The organism is Rhizobium sp. AAP43 (genome assembly GCF_001296045.1).
GTDB lineage: Bacteria > Pseudomonadota > Alphaproteobacteria > Rhizobiales > Rhizobiaceae > Allorhizobium.
Genome location: NZ_LJHS01000012.1, coordinates 279209 through 298444, shown reverse-complemented (window position 1 = coordinate 298444; position 19236 = coordinate 279209). Strand labels below are relative to the sequence as shown.

19 protein-coding genes and 1 tRNA gene are annotated in these 19236 nt (G+C 61.7%); 10 read left to right on the top strand and 10 right to left on the bottom strand.

The annotated features are described in order from the left end of the window. Positions 1-9: 9 nt before the first annotated feature. The 4 genes from IP76_RS09965 to rplU all read right to left on the bottom strand — a co-directional run bounded on the left by IP76_RS09965 (position 10) and on the right by rplU (position 1971). A complete protein-coding gene (locus IP76_RS09965; RefSeq protein ID WP_054158050.1) occupies positions 10-588 on the bottom strand; it encodes a GNAT family N-acetyltransferase in 579 nt (192 codons plus the stop codon). Then, complete coding sequence (locus IP76_RS09960; RefSeq protein ID WP_054158049.1) at positions 585-1223, bottom strand: GNAT family N-acetyltransferase; 639 nt, start codon at positions 1221-1223, stop codon at positions 585-587. Before IP76_RS09960 ends, IP76_RS09965 begins: the two co-directional genes overlap by 4 nt. Positions 1224-1353: 130 nt before the next feature. Continuing rightward, a complete protein-coding gene (rpmA, locus tag IP76_RS09955; protein ID WP_054158048.1) occupies positions 1354-1623 on the bottom strand; it encodes a 50S ribosomal protein L27 in 270 nt (89 codons plus the stop codon). A 33-nt stretch (positions 1624-1656) separates the two neighbouring features. Continuing rightward, entirely contained in the window at positions 1657-1971 is a 315-nt protein-coding gene (rplU, locus tag IP76_RS09950; RefSeq protein WP_054158047.1) for a 50S ribosomal protein L21, read from the bottom strand. Positions 1972-2242: 271 nt separating this feature from the next. Here rplU and IP76_RS09945 point away from each other — a divergent pair. After that, positions 2243-2332, top strand: a tRNA-Ser gene (locus IP76_RS09945). Positions 2333-2554: 222 nt separating this feature from the next. Here IP76_RS09945 and IP76_RS09940 read toward each other — a convergent pair. From IP76_RS09940 to IP76_RS09920, 5 genes are read right to left on the bottom strand one after another with little or no spacing between them, the layout of a single operon-like run. Beyond that, positions 2555-3304: an ABC transporter ATP-binding protein gene (locus IP76_RS09940; protein WP_054158046.1), complete on the bottom strand. Its 750-nt coding sequence runs from the start codon at positions 3302-3304 to the stop codon at positions 2555-2557. Next, positions 3301-4134 (bottom strand): ABC transporter ATP-binding protein, encoded by an 834-nt coding sequence (locus IP76_RS09935; RefSeq protein ID WP_054158045.1) that lies wholly within the window; start codon positions 4132-4134, stop codon positions 3301-3303. The genes IP76_RS09940 and IP76_RS09935 overlap by 4 nt, the downstream gene beginning before the upstream one ends. Next, positions 4131-5063, bottom strand: a complete 933-nt coding sequence (locus tag IP76_RS09930) for an ABC transporter permease (RefSeq protein WP_054158044.1) — start codon at positions 5061-5063, stop codon at positions 4131-4133. Before IP76_RS09930 ends, IP76_RS09935 begins: the two co-directional genes overlap by 4 nt. Next, positions 5060-6127 carry an ABC transporter permease gene (locus IP76_RS09925; protein WP_054158043.1) on the bottom strand — a complete coding sequence of 356 codons (1068 nt, stop codon included), beginning with the start codon at positions 6125-6127 and terminating at the stop codon, positions 5060-5062. The genes IP76_RS09930 and IP76_RS09925 overlap by 4 nt, the downstream gene beginning before the upstream one ends. Positions 6128-6133: 6 nt before the next feature. Then, the gene (locus tag IP76_RS09920) at positions 6134-7771 is read right to left on the bottom strand and encodes an ABC transporter substrate-binding protein (RefSeq protein ID WP_054158042.1); all 1638 of its coding nucleotides are present in this window, start codon (positions 7769-7771) and stop codon (positions 6134-6136) included. Between the two features lie 938 nt (positions 7772-8709). On the opposite strand from IP76_RS09920, the gene IP76_RS09910 reads away from it, so the two are divergent. Continuing rightward, complete coding sequence (locus IP76_RS09910) at positions 8710-10212, top strand: NAD(P)/FAD-dependent oxidoreductase (RefSeq protein ID WP_054158040.1); 1503 nt, start codon at positions 8710-8712, stop codon at positions 10210-10212. Continuing rightward, complete coding sequence (locus IP76_RS09905) at positions 10209-10826, top strand: CDP-alcohol phosphatidyltransferase family protein (protein ID WP_054158039.1); 618 nt, start codon at positions 10209-10211, stop codon at positions 10824-10826. The genes IP76_RS09910 and IP76_RS09905 overlap by 4 nt, the downstream gene beginning before the upstream one ends. Positions 10827-10843: 17 nt before the next feature. Here IP76_RS09905 and IP76_RS09900 read toward each other — a convergent pair whose 3' ends face one another. Further along, entirely contained in the window at positions 10844-11515 is a 672-nt protein-coding gene (locus IP76_RS09900; RefSeq protein WP_054158038.1) for an RNA polymerase sigma factor, read from the bottom strand. 91 nt (positions 11516-11606) lie between these two features. Between IP76_RS09900 and IP76_RS09895 the strand changes: the two genes are divergently transcribed. From IP76_RS09895 to IP76_RS09865, 7 genes are all read left to right on the top strand, one after another. After that, positions 11607-12398, top strand: coding sequence for a TVP38/TMEM64 family protein (locus IP76_RS09895; protein ID WP_082352481.1), 792 nt, complete (start codon positions 11607-11609; stop codon positions 12396-12398). Positions 12399-12434: 36 nt separating this feature from the next. Further along, the gene (locus IP76_RS09890) at positions 12435-12680 is read left to right on the top strand and encodes a zf-HC2 domain-containing protein (protein WP_054158037.1); all 246 of its coding nucleotides are present in this window, start codon (positions 12435-12437) and stop codon (positions 12678-12680) included. A gap of 87 nt (positions 12681-12767) precedes the next feature. Continuing rightward, a complete protein-coding gene (locus IP76_RS09885; protein WP_156318533.1) occupies positions 12768-13997 on the top strand; it encodes an ABC transporter substrate-binding protein in 1230 nt (409 codons plus the stop codon). Positions 13998-14039: 42 nt separating this feature from the next. Beyond that, a complete protein-coding gene (locus IP76_RS09880) occupies positions 14040-15728 on the top strand; it encodes an ABC transporter permease (protein WP_054158092.1) in 1689 nt (562 codons plus the stop codon). A 2-nt stretch (positions 15729-15730) separates the two neighbouring features. Continuing rightward, a complete protein-coding gene (locus tag IP76_RS09875; protein WP_054158091.1) occupies positions 15731-16402 on the top strand; it encodes an ATP-binding cassette domain-containing protein in 672 nt (223 codons plus the stop codon). After that, positions 16395-17501: an FAD-dependent oxidoreductase gene (locus IP76_RS09870; RefSeq protein ID WP_054158036.1), complete on the top strand. Its 1107-nt coding sequence runs from the start codon at positions 16395-16397 to the stop codon at positions 17499-17501. The genes IP76_RS09875 and IP76_RS09870 overlap by 8 nt, the downstream gene beginning before the upstream one ends. A 349-nt stretch (positions 17502-17850) precedes the next feature. After that, positions 17851-19128, top strand: a complete 1278-nt coding sequence (locus IP76_RS09865) for an MHYT domain-containing protein (protein ID WP_054158035.1) — start codon at positions 17851-17853, stop codon at positions 19126-19128. The last annotated feature ends 108 nt before the right edge of the window (positions 19129-19236 follow it).

The window sequence follows — 19236 nt, the reverse complement described above, 5'->3', positions numbered from 1 at the left end:
TTGTGGGCCTCAGCTCCGGCCGTTGAAATCCGACTGGGTGAGCCGCATGTCGACGAGCGGAACCATGCCGTTGCGGGCAACCGAATAGACTTGCGTCATTCCGGTCGTGCGAAAGCCGCGCCTTGAGAGCAGGCGCAGCGACGCGGCATTGTCGGCAAAGGCGCCGCCGGCAATTTCCACCTGCGGCATACGGCGAAAGAAGCGGTCAAGTGTGAGCTCGACTGCCTCGCCCATCAGCCCCTTGCCCCAGTAGAATCGGTTCAGCCAATAGCCGAGGTGCCAGAGCCCGTGTCTGAGCTCGAGCGAGACGACACCGACATGGACGTCATCGAGTGTGACGGCCAGATGCCAGTCGGGCTTGAGGCCTGACGTTGCCATGTTGAGCCAGTCGCGGGCATCCTCGCCATCATAAGGCACAGGGACCCTTGTCAGCATGCGCGCCACGGCGAAATCGCCAAGCGAGGCGGCAATGGCCGGCGCATCCGCCATGCGGTGGGGCCGAAGAACGAGCCGGGTTGCCTCGATCATGGGGCAGGGTCCGGGTGTGACAGGCCGCGTGGCCTGCCGTTCGGCAACAAGCGCGCTCATCGCATGTCTCCCCAGCTCTTCAAGGACAGCCAGGTCTTGCGATCCAGCCTGTACCATTCCACCGGGACCGTGCCGCCCATGGCGAGGTTGCCGACCATGCCGGTGCCCTGGAACTGGAAGCCCGACTTCTGGATGACCCGGCGCGAGGCGATGTTGGTGACGCGGCACCTTGCATCGATGCGGGACACCCATTCGCGGGTGCGAAAGGCCATGTCGATCAGCGCATGCGCCGCCTCGGTGGCATAACCCTTGTTCCAGTAAGGCTCGCCCAGCCAATAGCCGAGTTCGAGCGTGGTATCGTCGACGGGATTGGGCTCCAGCGCGCAGCAACCGAGAAACTCGCCGTTTTCCGCTTTCGTGATGGCATAGACGCACTTGCCGATCTCGCCGATATTCGTGCGTCGCACGAAGTCGGCCGCGTCTTTTGCCGTGTAGGGATGCGGCATGCGGGCCACCATGGTGGCGATCGCGGCATTGTTGGCGAGATGGGCAAGGGCGTCAATGTCTTCGATGTGCGGGGCGCGCAGAACGAGCCTTTGTGACAACAAGACAGGGCAATCGGTCCTGGTCCGATCGGGCCTTGGCCGCTCTTCGGGAGACCGGAATTGGTCCTCCCTCATCAATAAGCTTTCCATGGTTCAGTCTCCTTGGTTGGAAAAGAAAAAGGGGGAGATGGTGTCCCATCTCCCCCTTTTTCTTGAAACTGAACCTTGCGCGCTCAGCCGGGTCGATGAGACACCGGCTGTTTGTTAAACGCTACCGGCTTTATTCTGCTGCTTCGGCTTTCGGCATTACGGACACGTATACCTTGCCGTTGGCCTTGGTACGGTACGCGACATTGCCTTCGATGAGCGCAAATACGGTGTGATCCTTGCCCATGCCGACATTGGCGTCGGGATGCCACTGCGTGCCGCGCTGACGAACGATAATGTTGCCTGGAATGACGGCTTCGCCGCCGAACTTCTTCACGCCAAGGCGCTTGGAATTGGAATCGCGACCGTTACGCGAAGAACCGCCAGCTTTTTTGTGTGCCATTGGATTGCTCCTTTAAACCTAGTTATCAGCGTTTCAGGCTGCGACGATATCGGTGATGCGCACCACGGTGTGGTGCTGACGATGGCCGCGCGAACGCTTGGAGTTCTGACGACGACGCTTCTTGAAGGCGATGACCTTCTTGCCGCGGGTCTGCTCGACAACTTCTGCCGTAACCTTGGCGCCAGCCACGAAGGGCGCGCCGATGGTTGCGTCTGCGCCGACGCCGACCATGAGGATCTCGGTGAATTCGATGGTCGCACCAGCTTCGGCTTCCAGCTTTTCAATGGTCAGCACGTCGTTGGCATTGACGCGGTACTGTTTACCGCCGGTCTTGATGACTGCGAACATTTTTTAACCTTTCATGTTCGTTCCGGCTCTCCTCAAAGAGGGGCCGTCTTTTTGCCAGTCGGAGGAGCGGAACTTTCATCCCGCCGGTTCACTTCGCGGATCGCGAAGACCACAAGGCACATTTCTGCACACTTTAAGTCGAGGGTCGCATACGTGAGCCCCTTCTGGGTGTCAAGATAAAAGCGGACAAAACCGTCACATTCGCTCTTGCGTGGGGGGTGACTTGCCGCTATGAGACAGCCCGCGCCACCGTGCGCCGACCAATGTGACCGGAGAGGTGGCTGAGTGGTCGAAAGCACCGCACTCGAAATGCGGCATACTCGCAAGGGTATCGTGGGTTCGAATCCCACCCTCTCCGCCATTCTCCTTGAGTGCCGCGCGCACGTCCAGTATTTCCAAGATGGACGGTCTACAGGCTCTTCACGTCAGGTGCTCACCGCTGCCGCAGACTGTGCTTGGTCTGCTGATACTGCAATGGGCGCCCGAGTTCGTGAGCGGGTAAGCGATAAGCTGGCGGCTAAGAGAGGATTCAGATGGTTCTCGTCGCTGTTGGCGCAGCCCGGTTCACAAACCGTGAAGAACTTCAGTTGCGGCGAAAGCCCTCGCTCGCCGTCATCAACTGACGGGTGTAGTCCGTCGAGTAATCACCATTGCGCAATTGCTCGACGCTCAGTGTCTCGACGATCTTGCCAGATTTCATCACAGCCAGATTTTCGCACATATGGCTGATCACGGCGAGGTCGTGGCTGACCATGACGAAGGTCAGGCCGCGGTCCTTGCGCACCTGTTCGAGCAGGTTCAGGATCTCCGCCTGGATCGAGGCATCGAGCGCCGAGGTCGGCTCGTCGAGCAACAGTACCTTTGGCTCCAGGATCAGGGCGCGGGCAATCGCGATTCGCTGGCGCTGGCCGCCCGATAGCTGGTGCGAAAAGCGGAAGCGGAAGCCGGCGCCGAGGCCAACTTCGTCCAGCGCACGGGAAATCCGTGTCTCCGCATCGGCGAAGCCGTGGATCGTCAGCGGCTCGCGCAGCAGTCGGTCAACCGTCTGGCGCGGATGCAGAGAGCCGTAAGGATCCTGGAAGACCATCTGCACCTGCCGGTAGAAGGCCTTGTCGCGCTTGCGGCCTTCATAGAGCTTGCCGTTGACCGACAGAATGCCTTGGCTGAACGAATTCAGCCCGGCCACGGCCCGCAGCAGCGTCGATTTGCCGGAGCCGGATTCGCCGACGATGCCGAAGGAGGCGCCGCTTTCCACGTCGACGTCGACGCTGTCGAGCGCCCGGTAGCCATCGAAGCTGACGACCATGTCTCGGATGGCAAGGGCCGGTCTCATAGTTTCCACTCCGCCTGACGGGAGAGCACAGGCAAAGGATGCCGGTCGGCGGCGATCTGCGGCAGGCATTCGAGCAGCCCTCTCGTATAGGGATGTTGCGCTTCGTGGAGCCGTGTCGCCTCGATCTCTTCGACCACCCGGCCGGCATACATGACCAGCACCCGGTCGCAGAAGGACGAGACCAGCCGCAGGTCGTGGCTGATGAAGATCAGGCCCATGCCGCGATCGCGCACCAGCGCGTCGAGAATGGCGAGCACTTCGAGCTGGACGGTCACGTCGAGCGCCGAGGTCGGTTCGTCGGCGATCAAGAGTTCGGGACCGCAGATCAGCATCATCGCGATCATCACACGCTGGCCCATGCCGCCGGAAACTTCATGCGGATAGAGATCGAACACCCGCTCCGGATTGCGGATCTGCACGGCTTCGAGCATGGCCAAGGCCCGCTTGCGCGCGTCGCTGGACGACACCTTCTCATGCGTCCTGAGCGTTTCCATGATCTGCCGCCCGACGGTCATGACCGGGTTCAACGAGTATTTCGGATCCTGCAGGATCATCGCCAGCTGCTTGCCGCGCAGTGAGCGACGACGGGCAGGGCTGGCGGTCAGGAGATCGGTATCGCCGAACTGCAGCCGGTCGGCCGTGATCCGCGCCTGGGCCGGCGTCAGCCCCATGATCGCGCGGCCGGTCTGCGACTTGCCGGACCCGGATTCACCGACAATGCCGAGCCGTTCGCGCCCGAGCGTGAAGGAGACGCCGCGCACGGCCTCGATCAAACCGGTGCGGGTCGGGAAGCTGACACGGAGGTTTTCGACAGTCAGAAGCGCGCTCATTGACCGGCCTCCTTCGGATCGAGTGCATCGCGCAAGCCGTCACCCAAAAGGTTGAAGCCGAGCGAGACGATCAGGATGGCGAAGCCTGGCATGGCCGCAACCCACCACTGATCGAGAATGAAGCGGCGACCGGACGCGATCATCGCGCCCCATTCCGGCAGCGGCGGCTGTGCGCCGAGACCGAGGAAACCGAGCCCGGCGGCCGTGAGGATGATGCCGGCCATGTCGAGCGTGACGCGCACGATGACCGAGGAGAGACACAGAGGCACGATATGCGACAGCACGATCCGGAGCGGCGAGGCCCCCATCAGTTGCACCGCCGCGATGAAGTCCGAATTGCGGAAGGTCAGTGTTTCGGCCCGCGCGATGCGGGCATAGGGCGGCCAGGAGGTAATGGCGATGGCAAGCACCGCATTCTCGATGCCGGGACCGAGGGCTGCCACCAGCGCCAGCGCCAGCACCAGCTTCGGAAAGGCGAGGAAGATATCGGTGATGCGCATCAGGACGCCATCGATCCAGCCGCCGGCATAACCGGCAATCGTCCCGACGATGAGACCGACGGGTGCGGCGATGACCGCGACCAGTGCCACAACGAACAGGGTCAACCGAGAGCCATGGATCAGGCGCGAGAGGATGTCGCGACCCTGATCGTCGGTGCCGAGCAGATAGCCGGCACTGCCGGGCGGCAGGAGGCGGGCATTGCGCAGATCACCCTGAACCGGCGAATGCGGCGCCAGCACATCGGCAAAGGCGGCGACGAAGAGGAGGGCGAGCAGGATGGCGAGACCGGCCAGCGCCAGCCGGTTTTCGGCAAAGCGCTGCCAGATGATATAGGCCCGGCCACAGCGGGCCTGCAGGCGGGATTGCGGCCGGTCGGATGTGAGCCAGCCTTTCCAGGATTGCTCGGAAGCGGGGACGGGTGTGGTCATCGGCTGCGCGTCCTCGGATCCAGCGTACGGTAGAGAATGTCCGACAGAAGATTGATGCCGATGAAGACGGATCCGATCACGATCGTCCCGCCGAGCACGGCGTTCAAGTCGGCATTCTGCAGCGAATTGGTGATGTAGAGGCCAAGCCCCGGCCAGGAGAAGATCGTCTCGGTCAACACAGAGCCTTCGAGCAGGCCGGCATAGGAGAGCGCGATGACGGTGACCAGGGGGACGGCGGCATTGCGCAGCGCATGGAACCAGATGATCCGGGTTTCGCTCAAGCCCTTGGCGCGGGCCGCAACGATATATTCCTGCGCCAGTTCATTGAGCATGAAGGAGCGTGTCATGCGGCTGATATAGGCCATGGAGAAATAGCCGAGCAGGCCGCCAGGCAGGATGATGTGGCGGAAGAGATCCCACAGCACATCCCACTGCCGCTGCATGGCGGCGTCGATGAGGAAGAAGCCGGTGACGGGGGTAAAACTGTATTCATAGACGATGTCGACGCGGCCGGGATAAGCGACCCAGTTCAGCTTTGCGTAGAAGAACAGCAGCGCCAGGAGACCCAGCCAGAAGATCGGCACGGAATAGCCGATGAGGCCGATGACACGCACCAGCTGATCGGCGAGCGAGCCACGCTTGACGGCGGCCAGCACGCCGAGCGGCACGCCGAATACGGCCCCGATGATGGTGCCGACAGTGGCAAGCTCGATCGTTGCCGGAAAGACGCGGGCGATGTCCTTCATCACGGGATTGGTGGTCAGCACCGACACCCCGAAATCGCCCGACAGCGCCTGGCGGACATAGATGATGAACTGCTGCCAGAGCGGCAGGTTAAGGCCTAGCTGCTCGCGCACACGCTCGACAACATGCGCCGGCGCACGGTCGCCGACGATGGCAAGCGCCGGATCGATCGGCACGACGCGGCCGATGAAGAAGGTGACGGCCAGAAGGCCGAGATAGGTGGTCACCACCGTCAGCAGGAATTTGCCGACGCTGATGGCGATCGAGGAGGCGCGCTGAGACGCGCGCCTCCGGTCGACCTGACTGTCAACCTGGGTCAAGGACGACTATTCCTTGGTGACTGTGTTGACATAGTTGGTGTCGAAGCTCGGGCCGAGCTTGTAGTTCTGTACCTTGCTCGAATAGCCGGCGATTTCCGTCTGCTGGAAGATCACCACGAACGGGCCCGTTGCCAGAACCTGCTTCTGCAGATCCTCATAGATCGCCGCGCGCTTGGCCGTATCCTTTTCGAGAAGGGCAGCGGCTGTCTTGGTCGAGAGTTCCTTCGGATCCCAGGCATTGCGCCAGGCGAGCGTCTTGTTCGTGCCTGCATCGGAATTGTCAGGGTTGAAGGTGAAGGTCTCGGCATTGGAGTTCGGGTCGAAATAGTCCGAGCCCCACTGGCCGATATAGATGTCGTGCTGGCGGGCGCGGAACTTGGTCAGCGTCTGCTTGCCGTCGCCCGGGATGATTTCCAGCTTGATGCCGGCCTGGGCAAGCGTCTGCTGTACGTTTTCGGCAATGCCGGTCACCGGCTGCGTATTGCGAACATCCATAGTGACGGTGAAGCCGTCGGGCAGACCGGCCTTGGCCAGCAGTTCCTTGGCCTTGGCGACATCGAGTGTGTAGGGCGTGTCGTCGAGCGCGCCGAGTTGGCCTGATGGCAGGAAGGTCTGGTGGATCGTGCCGATACCCTTGATCAGGGTCTCGCCGAGCGCATCATAGTCGACGAGGTACTTGAAGGCCTCGATGACCTCGGGCTTGGCCAGGTTCGGGTTCTTCTGGTTGAGGCTGAAATAGTAGAGCGTGCCCTTCGGTGCCGAGGTCGTGGCGATTCCATCCTTCTTGGCAACGGCGTCGAAATCGCCCGGATCGAGGTTGCGGGCAACGTCGATATCACCGTTTTCAAGCGCCAGGCGCTGGCCGGAGCTTTCCTTCATGTAGCGATAGATGACGCGCGCAAGCTTGGCCTTTTCACCGTAGTAGTTGTCGTTGCGCTCGAGCACGACAACTTCGTTGGCGCGCCATTCGCGAATCTTGAATGGGCCGGACCCGGCGTAACCAGTCTTCAAGAATTCATTGCCGAAATCGGTGTCATATTTGTATTCGGCGGTCGGCGTGACCGGCTTGGCATTCTCCATCACGACCTTCTTGTCGACGACGGATGCGACGGTTGCCGTCAGCACGTTGAGCACGAAGCTCGGCGCGTAGGGCTTGTCGACGGTCATGACGAAAGTGGATTCGTCGACGGCCTTAGCCTTGTCCGTGACGTTGTCGCCGTTGAGGCCGAACTGGGTCAGCAGGAAGGCTGGCGACTTGTCGAGCTTGATGACACGTTCGAAGGAAAACGCGACATCTTCAGCGGTGATTGGATTGCCGGAGGCGAAGGTGAGCTTCGGCTTCAGCTTGAAGGTATAAGTCAGGCCGTCTTCCGAAACATCCCAGCTTTCAGCGATATCGCTGACGATTTTCGACGTATCCGTCGGATCGAGCGCGACAAGCTTGCTGTAGGTGTTGGCGGTGACCTCAGCTGTCGAGATTTCGAAGGCTTCGCCCGGATCGAGCGTGATGATGTCGTCGATCGCCCAGGCCTGGACGAGTGTATCTGCCGGGGTGGCTGCATAGGCCTGCGGCGCGGCTGCAAGCAGTAGGGCAAGAATTCCGCTCGTCGTGAGCAGTCTCAGGCGTCTGTCGAACATTGTCATGGTACTGTTCCCTTCTTTGTTTTTATGGGCAGGCGAAGAATGCAGTGTGTTCGTTCTGAAGCGATACAGGCAGGTTCAGCGCGTTGCCGCAGCTGATTTGGCGCCTGACGTCGCCCGTCTTGGCAGCTTAGGGCACCGTATGTCGGTAACCTGGATGTTCAGGCTCCTGCCGGACCCTTCTTTCTCCATGGGGTTTTTGTGCAGTCGTGTGGACGTCCAAGAACTCGCTTGCTTCAACACACGTGCTGAAAGGGAGTTTGGAATGGCCGTTAGAAATGAGGTCCATGAGAGTGGTCCCAAAAGCCCGTCGCATTGAAAGATGATCGCACCCCGAAATCGGGGTCGAATTAAAGAAACTTGAATAATCTCATCAAGCGTAGGACCAGATAGCCCCTCGATTCAAGTGTGAAAAAATTTTCTTCTGGGTGTGTGACGTCAAACGAAGAGGTGCGGTGAGACGGTTAGGCCCAAAAGAGGTCTGAGACCGGGACGTTGTCCGATCATGTCCGTAAACACAGGCTGGAAGAGCAATGTGACCTGGACTGGCCAGGTCCCAGATTGCCTTAGCACCGAGGCGAGACCGGGACCGAGAAACCAGCCGAGAGCTTGTGTTGGCACCTCGGTTTACCCTCCGCTTTTGCCGAGACCTTGCCGACCTTCCAAGCCGCGATCCCGACGTACTGCCGGAGGAGAACGACACCACGCGGGCGCTTTGACTGCCTTTTCGCCGGTGCTGTCTTCGGATTTCTGGCTTTGGCGGCCCTGCCTGATTCGTGGTTTTGCTCCGGGGATGATCAAGCTCGCTGCGGTGCTGCGGCTTGCCGACCCGTATCCGCATTGCGCGCTGACCAAAAAACTTGCTGCACGCTTGTAACAATCCGGGTTCCTGCTCGTCTAACGGATAACAACGCAAATGCTCGGGTTGAGCGAGGAGCCCTATGGACCAAGATCAGCGCCTTTCCGGATCCATTTGGCAACGGCCCAAGCGCTTCGATCGCAACCTGGTTGTTATCGGCGCGGGCTCTGCCGGCCTGGTTTCAGCCTATATCGCGGCGGCGGCCAAGGCGAAGGTCACGCTGGTCGAGGCGAACAAGATGGGCGGTGATTGCCTCAACTTCGGCTGCGTGCCCTCGAAGGCGCTGATCAAGAGCGCGAAGGTCGCGCACCAGATGCGCCATGCCGATCATTTTGGCCTGGAGCCGGTCGAGCCGAAGGTGCCTTTCGCCGCCGTGATGGAGCGGATCCACAGAGTGATCGCCGAGATTGAGCCGCATGACAGTGTCGAGCGCTACACAGGCCTCGGCGTGGAAGTCCTGCAAGGTTATGCAAAGCTGATCGATCCCTGGACGGTGGAGATCGCGCTGAACGACGGCGGCACGCAGCGTCTGACGACGCGCGCGATCATCATCGCAACCGGTGCGCGGCCTTTCGTGCCCCAAATCCCTGGCCTTGCCGAGATCGACTATCTGACCTCGGACACCCTGTGGGAGCGGCTTCGTGATCGCCCTGCCGTGCCGCAGAGGCTCGTCGTCCTGGGCGGAGGGCCGATCGGCTGCGAGTTGGCGCAGAGCTTTGCCCGGCTTGGCTCTAAGGTCACGCAGATCGAGATGGCGCCGCGCCTGATGATGCGTGAGGACGAGGATGCAGCCGCGCTGGTGGAGGCTTCAATGAAGTCTGACAGCGTCAATGTCCTGACCAGCCATAAGGCGGTCGCTTGTGGCACGGATGCCGGCGAGAAGTGGATCGAGGTGGAGAAGGACGGGGCAAAGTTCCGCATCGGCTTCGACGAGATCATCGTTGCAGTCGGACGCGCCCCGCGTCTGAAGGGCTTCGGGCTCGAGGACCTCGGCATCAAGGTGGATAGGGTCGTCGAGACCAATGACTACCTCCAGACACTGCATCCGAACATCCTGGCGGCCGGTGATGTGGCAGGGCCCTACCAGTTCACCCATGTTGCCGGGCACCAGGCCTGGTTTGCGGCGATCAATGCGCTGTTCGGGGATCTCAAGCGCTTCAAGGCGGACTATAGCGTCATCCCCTGGGCGACCTTCACCGATCCGGAAGTGGCACGGGTGGGCTTACCCGAGGCTGAGGCCAAGGAGAAGAAGATCCCGCATGAGGTGACCCGCTTCGGCATCGACGATCTCGATCGCGCGATAGCCGACGGTTCAGCGCGTGGCTTCGTCAAGGTGCTGACCGTGCCGGGCAAGGACAAGATCTTGGGCGCCACGATCGTTGGTGAACATGCCGGCGATCTGCTCGCCGAATTCGTCTTTGCCATGAAACACGGCCACGGCCTCGGCAAGATCCTCGGTACGATCCACATCTATCCGACGCTCGCCGAGGCCAATAAGCTGGTCGCCGGCCAGTGGCGCCGCAATCACATCAACGGCTTCCTCCTGTCACTGCTCGAACGCTTCCAGACCTGGAGGCGCGGATGATCGACGCGAAGATCCTGCCGCTGCAGAAAGCGGCCCTTCAGCCCGTCGCCGAATTCCTGGCGCATCGCGGGGTGAAGGCAGATCAGATCAGCCTTGTCGGTTTCCTGGCAGGGCTAGGCGCCTTCGCCGCACTCTGCTTCGGTTACTTTCTGGCAGCGCTTCTGCTGATCCTCGTGAACCGGGCGCTGGATGGCCTCGACGGCGCGGTTGCCCGCATTTTGGGGCCGACGGATCGTGGCGCCTATCTCGATATCGCGCTCGACATGGTTTTCTACGCACTGATCCCGCTCGGCTTTGCGGTGGCGATGCCTGAGGTCAATGCGCTGCCGGCTGCCGTCCTGATCGTTTCCTTCGTCGGGACAGGCTCCTCCTTCCTCGCTTTTTCGGCGGTTGCGGCAAAACTCGGACGCAAGGCGCCGGAATTTCCTACCAAGGGCATCTACTACGCCGGCGGTCTGGCCGAAGGCTTCGAGACGATCGCGGTCTTCGTCGTGATGTGTCTCCTGCCGCACCATTTCCCGCTGATTGCCTATGGCTTTGCCGCTCTTTGCGCGCTGACAACCGTCATTCGCTGGCGTCAGGCTTGGCTTGCATTCTCGGGAGAAGACCGATGAGCCTTGCCCAGTCTCGGTCAGAGGCCAGCATGAAGCCGGTCGAGCGCGTTGCGAACCGCCAGCCGCGCCCGGTGCAGGAGCACGCGCATATTGCCCTCGGAGATGTCGAGCAGAGCGCAGACCTCTGCCGGATCGAGCTCCTGCTGGCCGCGCAGGATCAGCACCGCCCGTTGCGCCGGCGGCAGCGTTTCGATGACCGCCTCGACATGTTGCAGCACGCTCCGACCCTCGATGTGGCGCTCGGGCGTCAGGTCTTCCCAGAGCTCGGGTCTGGTGCGCCAGTGTCCGCGCCCGTCAAAAGCCTCGCCGAGACCGTTGCCATCCCCCAGATCGTCAAAGGATACGATGCGGCCTTCACGGCGAGCGCGGCTGCGAGCCTTGTTGAGGAGGATCGTGTAGATCCAGCTTGCGAGCGATCCGCGTCCTTCGAAGAGATCGATGCGACCGAGCACAGCTACCCAGGTGTCCTGGACGACTTCCTCGGCGATGTCGCGCGACCGGACGATGCCGGCGCAAAAGCGGATCATCGCGGCATTGTGCCGGCGATAGAGCAGCTCGAAGACGGCGGCATCCCCGTCAACGAGGTGCCGCGCCAGAGCCAGATCGTCACCTTCATCCTGCGCCACGCCACCCCCTGCCTCAGCCCGGGCGCCATTAGCAAAACAATCGCCTTCGATGTCCAGCAGCATTCGACCGTATCAAGCCATAGTGACCATGGGGGATCGGTTGCGCCGGAACCGGCGCTCTTGAAAGGCGCAGGCGCGCTGCGGGGAGTTCACGATGATTGACAGCCGTTCTCCGCAGCAGGGCCGTCCTCCGGGCGACGACCCGATCTCCTCGCCGGGCGCTGTCGGCCGAGGCAGCCTCTGGCGCTATACGCCTCTCGTCCTCGTCGTCGCCGGCCTCGCGCTCGGTTATGCCTTCGGCCTGCAGGACTATCTCAGCCTTGGATTCCTCGCCGAACAACGTCAGGCGTTGCGGGCCTATGTCGATGCCAATGTCCTGTGGTCTGCGCTGATCTTCCTGCTCGTCTATATCGCCGCAGTTGCGTTCTCGTTTCCGGCAGCCTCGGTGCTGACCATCTTCGGCGGTTTCCTCTTTGGCTGGATGATCGGCGGCGCCCTGGTGGCCGTTGGCGCCACGGTCGGTGCGGCGCTCCTGTTTCTCGCGACGCGCTCTGCGTTTGGCGACTTTCTGCGCCACCGTGTCGATGGTGTCGTCAAGAAGATGGCGGACGGCTTCAGGGAGAATGCCTTCGGCTATCTCTTCGTCATCCGGCTCGCCCCGGTCTTTCCCTTCTTCGTCGTCAACATTGCGGCTGCCCTGTTCGACATCAGCCTCGGGCGGTTCATCGCAGCGACGTTCTTCGGCATCCTGCCCGGCACCTTCGCCTATGCCTATCTCGGCCAGGGCGTCGACAGTGTGCTGGTGGCAGCACAGGCGAGCGGCCGGGAAGCGCAGATCTCGGATCTCGTGACGCGCGACATCACACTCGCCTTCTTCGCGTTGGCGCTGGTGGCGCTGATCCCCACGCTCGTGCGGCAGATCCGCAAGCGCAGGAGTTTGCCATGAGAATTCATGTCCCCCTTGGCCTTGGAGGTATGAACCATGTTTCGATGCAGTGAAGTCGCCGAGCGTGCCAGCCTTTTGATTGATGGCGATCTCGGCTTCTGGGCGCGGCTCAACATCAAGCTTCATCTGGCCATGTGCCGGGGATGCCGGGCCTTCGTCGACCAGATGCGCATCACTGATGATCTCAGTGCCATGGCGTGCACCATGCATGATCCGGCGCCGAGCGAGGAGATCAAGGCTGCACTCGCACGACAACAAATGTGGTCCCGGAGGAGAACATGAGATCCGGTGGATCTTTCGAGCGTAGTTCAAACAGGAGCCGCAATGCCTGAATGTCAGGCGGTCGATTTTGAGGGAGAAGGACACACTATGGGTTTGATGCGTGGTATTTTCGCCGCCGGCTTGATCGCCGCTGCAAGCTATCTCCCGGCCGCTGCCGGCGGCCCGGAATTGTCGGATTGGACGGCCGTCGAAAAGGCAGCGTCCGGACAGACAGTCTATTTCAACGCCTGGGGCGGATCGGAAAACATCAACGCCTATCTCGAATGGGTCGGCGCTGAAATGCAGTCGCGCTACGGGGTGACCGTGGTGCAGGTGAAACTTGAGGATACCGCAAGCGCCGTTGCCAAGGTGATTGCTGAAAAAGCTGCCGGGAAGAACGAAAACGGGTCGGTCGATCTCATCTGGATCAATGGCGAGAACTTCGTCTCGATGAAGCAGCAGGACCTGCTCCTCACCCCCGGCTGGGCAAGCGCGCTGCCCAATTGGCGCTATGTCGATATCGAGAACCAGCCCACCATCCTGACCGACTTCACCGAACCGACGGACGGGCTGGAAAGCCCCTGGGGCGGCGCGAAGATGGTCTTCTTCTACGACAGCGCCCGCACGGAAGCTTCAAGCCTGCCTGACAATGCCACCCAACTGCTCGACTGGGCGAAGAACAACCCCGGCCGCTTTTCCTATCCCGCGCCCCCGGATTTCATCGGCTCTTCCTTCCTGAAGCAGGTGCTGAGCGAAGTCATCGTCGATCCGGCCAAGCTGGCAAAGCCGGTGGTCGAGGAGAGCTTCGAGCAGGATGTCGAGCCGCTGTTCGCCTATCTCGACCAGCTGCATCCGGTGGCCTGGCGCGGAGCCAAGACTTTCCCGCAGAACTATCCTGACATGAAGCAGAAGCTGGCCGATGGCGAGTTGGACATCATTTTCGCCTTCAATCCGTCCGAAGCCTCAGCCGGCATCAAGGCGGGAGAACTGCCCGAAACCGTGCGCTCCTTCACCTTCTCCGGCGGCACGCTCGGCAACACCCATTTCGTCGCCATTCCCTATAATGCCAATGCCAAGGAGGGGGCGCTGCTGACGGCGAACTTCCTGATTTCGCCGGAAGCGCAGCTTCGCAAGCAGGACCCGACCTATTGGGGTGACCCGACCGTTCTTGCCATGCCGAAGCTTCCGGACGCCGATCGTGCCGCCTTCGCAGCGCTTGACCTCGGCGTTGCAACGTTGACACCGGACAAACTCGGCCCCGTGATTGCCGAGCCGCATGCGAGCTGGATGGAGCGCATCGAAGTCGAATGGCGTCGGCGCTATGCCAGCGGCAACTGAGCCGTGAAAGCCCGGGCGACCGATCGCTCCTTCGTGGACGGGTTGACCGCACATCTCCCGAGAAGTGCGGTCGCCCTCACGCTTGGCCTTCTGATCTTGCCGATCACCTTTGGGCTCCTCGGCACGCTGCTGCCGGCCTTCGGCTATCTGCCCGCGCTCGGCGGAGATGACGTCAGCCTGCAACCCTTTCGAGAGCTTGCCGCGACACCAGGCCTTGCCACAGCGGCAGTATTGAGTGTGGCGACCGGCCTTGCCGCCACGTTCATATCTCTCGGTATCACGCTGATCTTCATTGCGAGTTACGCGGGCACACCGACGCTGTCGCGCCTGCAGCATTTGCTGTCGCCCCTGCTGGCGGTTCCGCATGCGGCCGCCGCCTTCGGCTTCGCCTTCCTGATTGCCCCGTCAGGCTTCCTCATCCGCCTCGCCGCGCCACTCCTTGGCATCGACCGGCCGCCGGATATTCTCATTCCCCATGATCCGATGGGGCTGACGATGATTGCGGGCCTGGTGATCAAGGAAACGCCCTTTCTTTTTCTCGTCACGCTCGCAGCCTTGCCGCAGGTCGAACTCGCCTCAGCTCGAAGGCTTGCAGCCTCCTTTGGCTATGGGCGCATCGCGGGCTTCGTCTATCTGCTCTGGCCGGCGCTCTACCGGCAGATCCGTTTCGCCGTCTATGCCGTCATCGCCTATTCGTCCTCGGTCGTGGACGTGGCCCTTATCCTTGGACCAAACTTGCCCGGAACGTTGGCAACCCGGCTCGTCCAGTGGATGAATGATCCGGATCTGTCCGCGCGTTTCCTCGCTTCGGCCGGTGCCGTCCTGCAACTGGGCGTTACCGTGGCCGCACTGCTCACGTGGTTTATCCTCGAACGGCTGGCGTCCGTCCTGCTTCGGCTGGCGAGAGAAAAAGGCTGGCGGTTCCTCCGCGACCAGTTCTTACGCCGCCTATCGATCGTGGTCGTCGGCCTGATCGGCGGCGCGGTGTTTTCAGGTCTTGCCATTCTCGCCCTCTGGTCTCTCGCCGGTCTCTGGCAGTTTCCCGATCTCCTGCCGCAGAGCTTTACGCTCAGAAGCTGGATGAGTGCCCTGCCGCGCATCATCGATCCGCTGATGACCACGCTGGTGACGGGCCTCGCCTCGACGCTCATGGCCATCCTGCTCACCATCGGCTGCCTCGAACGCGAGCTGCAGACGGGACGCAGCGTCGGCGAGAAGGCGCTGTTGATGCTCTATCTGCCGCTGATCGTGCCGCAGATCACCTTCGTCTTCGGTCTTCAGCTTCTTTTCATTGGCAGTGGCGGCGGCGAACACGGGCTCACAGCACTCGTGCTCGTCCACCTCGTCTTCGTGCTGCCTTATGTCTTCCTCTCGCTGGCCGATCCCTGGCGGGCACTCGACCGTCGCTACGAGATCATCGCGACGGCCCTTGGCCGGTCGCGGATTTCGGTGCTCCTGTCGATCCGCCTGCCCATGCTGATCCGTCCGATCCTGACGGCGCTCGCCGTTGGCTTTGCCGTCTCGGTCGGGCAGTATCTGCCAACGCTGCTGATTGGCGAGGGGCGGCTCTCGACCATCACCACGGAGGCCGTCGCTCTCGCCTCTGGCAACAATCGCCGTGTCATCGGAGTCTATGCCCTGCTGCAGACCATCCTGCCTTTCCTCGCCTTCGCGCTCGCGGCGTTGATCCCCGCAGCCCTCCACCGCAATCGCCGGGACATGCGGGTGTGATGATGCTCCAGCGACAGCCCAGCAAAGGTCTCTGCCTCTCGAATATTCTGATCCGCCTCGGTGATGTCAGCCTAATCCAGGTGACCGCAGACGTGCCTGCCGGTTCGGTCTTCACCGTCATGGGACCGTCGGGATCGGGGAAATCCACCTTGCTGTCCTTCATCGGTGGTTTCCTCGATCCAGCGTTCCACGCCGAGGGGACCGTCTCCGTCGATGGTGTCGATCTCCTGGCGCTGGAGCCGCAAGCCCGCCGGGCCGGGATCCTCTTTCAGGACCCGCTGCTCTTCCCGCATATGTCTGTTGGTGCCAATGTCGCCTTTGCCATACCGGCGGATGTGTCGGATCGACGCCAGCGTCGGGAGATCGCGGCAGACATTCTGGCCGAGATGGACCTCGCCGGTTTTGCCGACCGGGACCCGGCCACGCTTTCCGGCGGACAGAAGGCGCGGGTGGCGCTTGCCCGCGTTCTCGTCTCCCGACCCAGACTGCTGCTGCTCGACGAACCCTTCTCCAAGCTCGACATGGCGCTGCGCGCCCAGATGCGCAGCCTGGTATTCGAGCGCGCAAGGACTGCCGGCCTGCCGGTCATTCTCGTCACCCATGACGAGGCCGATGCCGCTGCCGCAGGGGGGCCTGTTCGTCGTATCGGCATGAAGGATGCCTCGGATGGCTGAGGCCCGTGAAACGACGGGATCGATCGTGCTTCTCGGCGGGGGCCATGCCCATGTCGAGGTGGTCCGCCGGCTGGGCGAGCTCGGCTTCGGCGGGCAGATCACACTCGTTTCCCCCTCTCGCCATGCGCCCTATTCCGGCATGCTGCCGGGCCACATCGCGGGGGAGTACAGTTTCGACGATTTCCATATCGACCTGGCCGCACTCTGCAGACGCGCTGGCGTCACCTTCCTCGAAACCGTCGCAACCGGGATCGACCCGGAAGGCCGCATGGTCTCGCTCGCGAGCGGCGAAAGCATCGGCTACGGCCTGCTCTCGATCGATATCGGCTCCACCCCGTCACTGCCTGAGGGCATATCGACCGGTATCTCCGTGAAGCCCATCGCGAGCTTTGCCGATCGCCTTGCGCGGCTCGATGCGCTGGCGAGAGAGGGACGGCTTTCGACACTGGCTGTGGTCGGGCAGGGGGTCGCCGGTGTCGAGGTTGCCTTTGCGCTGAAGCGCCGGTTGGAGGGGCGTGGTATCAGTGTTGCCCTTGTCGGTCGGGCCGCGGAGCCCGTCCCGGAGCGCAGCCGCTGGGCCTGTCGACTGCTGGAACGCGAAATGCGAAAAGCAGGCATCGCCCACTATCCGGCTTTCGATGTTGTGGCTTTCCGCGACGGCGAACTCGTGTCGCGTGACGGGCGGACGCTCTCGGCAGACGAGGTCGTCTGGACGACATCAAGCGGTGCGCCGGCCTTCCTGCGCGCGACCGGGCTCCTCCTCGACGAAAAGGGCTTCATCCGCGTCGAAGAGACGTTGCGTTCCCTATCCCATCCGCAGATCTTCGCGGCTGGCGACGTTGCATCGCTGCCAAGCCCCCGTCCCAAGGCCGGCGTTTTCGCTGTGCGTCAGGGACCGGTGCTGGCCGAGAATATCCATCGTAGCCTCGTGGATAAAAGCCTCGAGCCCTATCGCTCGCAAACCTCCTGGCTGGTCCTGATCTCGCTCGCCGACGGACGGGCCATTGCCGATAAATGGCGCTTCGCGATCCTCGGCCGCTGGGTGGCCCGGTGGAAGCATCGCATCGACAGCCGGTTCATGCACAAATATCGGTCGTGAAGCTATGGGAGGGACGTTCATGACGATGCGAATTCCAGTGAACTCGGCCGTCGAGTTTTCCCGCTCCGCGAATATATCCCAAATAATGCATAGACTGCCTTGAAAACCCTGGAGTTGGGCGAGCGGGAATAGCGGTCGAACACGGCATGCGCACCGGCAATCCTTTGCGGCGATGCGGTCTTCGGCCAGCCATTGCCATCTGGCTCGACAAGTTGTGCGGCGCGTGACTACAGTGATGTCAGGCCCGCTGGGAGGCGCGCCGACGCAGGTCAGCCAATGTCGCCGCATGCACCGCTCGTGTCATCACATGAGCGGTGAATCTGAATGCCCGAAGTTTGCAGAGACAGCCATGACGGAACTCACCTCATCGTTCAGCTACAGCCCGATCCTTGTCGCCCTTTCGGTGGTGGTGGCGATCCAGGCCGGATATGTGGGCATCAGCCTCGCGCTTTTGATCCCCAGCGCCTTTGCCAACCGCCGCCGCCTGTTGATCGCCGGCTCGGCGATGACGCTCGCGGTCGGCATCTGGAGCATGCATTTCATTGGCATGCTGGCAATCACCACCGCCGTCCCGATCGACTATGCTGTCGTGCCCACGCTTCTTTCATTCCTGATTTGCAGTCTCGTCACGGGCGTCGCCATCTACCTCGCTAGCCTGAGGTCACAGCGCCTGCTGGTGATCGCCGCTGTGCTAATGGGTATCGGTATTACCATGATGCACTATGTTGGCATGACGGCTGTGCATTCGGTCTTTCATCTCACGCATGATCCGGTCTACACGCTCGCCAGCATTGCTATTGCCATCGCTGCATCCGGTCTTGCGCTCTGGCTCGCCTTTTCCGCCGAAAGGCGGCCGCCTCTATTTCTCTGTGCTGTGGTGCTCGGCTGCGCGGTATCGGGCATGCATTATATTGCGATGGCCGGTACGACGCTGCATCCGTCCGCCGCAGAGGTTGCAAACACGGCTTCCCTGATCTCCGGAGACATATTGGCGGCCATTGTCAGCGTCGTGGCCTGCAGCATTTCGGCCGTGTTCATGCTGGCGCTGATCCCAGCAGAGGCAATGGATGCGCGCAGAGAGACTGTCTGGCGCGAAGCGCATGCTGTGCCCAATGCTCCTCTTGCGGCAGGTCCGCAGTTGGGCACTCCTCCACAAACCCCGAGAAAACTGGCTGAGCAGCACCTCACGCGGGTCGCAGTGGAAACCGTCGAGTTGCCCGAAGTTGCCGCGTCGTCTGCCCCGATCCCGTCCGTGGGCGACCTTTTGCTTCCGATCGAAAAGAACGGCAAGCGTTTTCACATTGCAGCGGATGATATTGCGTCGGTTCATTCCAACGCGCACTACACCTACATCTTCAATGGTCGTGACGACTTCTTCTGTCCGTTGTCGATCTCTGACATCGCAGCGCGTCTTCCCGAGACGATATTCTCCCGGATCCATCGCAGCTATATCGTCAATCTCTTCTTCGTCATCCGCATCAAAAAGGCGGGCGATTCCGGCGTTGTCGAACTGGACACGCCCGTCAGACGCACCGTGCCAGTCAGCCGGTCGAAATTGACGGCCTTTCGCTCTGAGCTCGCGGCCTTCAAGGCGTCGATGGACGCCGGCTCAACCGACAATCGTTAAGTCAGCTTCCCTGCCGCATTTCGTGCAAGCCACTCCGCATTTCGTGCAAATCGGGGCGATTGGTGTGCTTCTCGTTGTTTGCAGGGCGCATTCATCGCCTGCTGTACG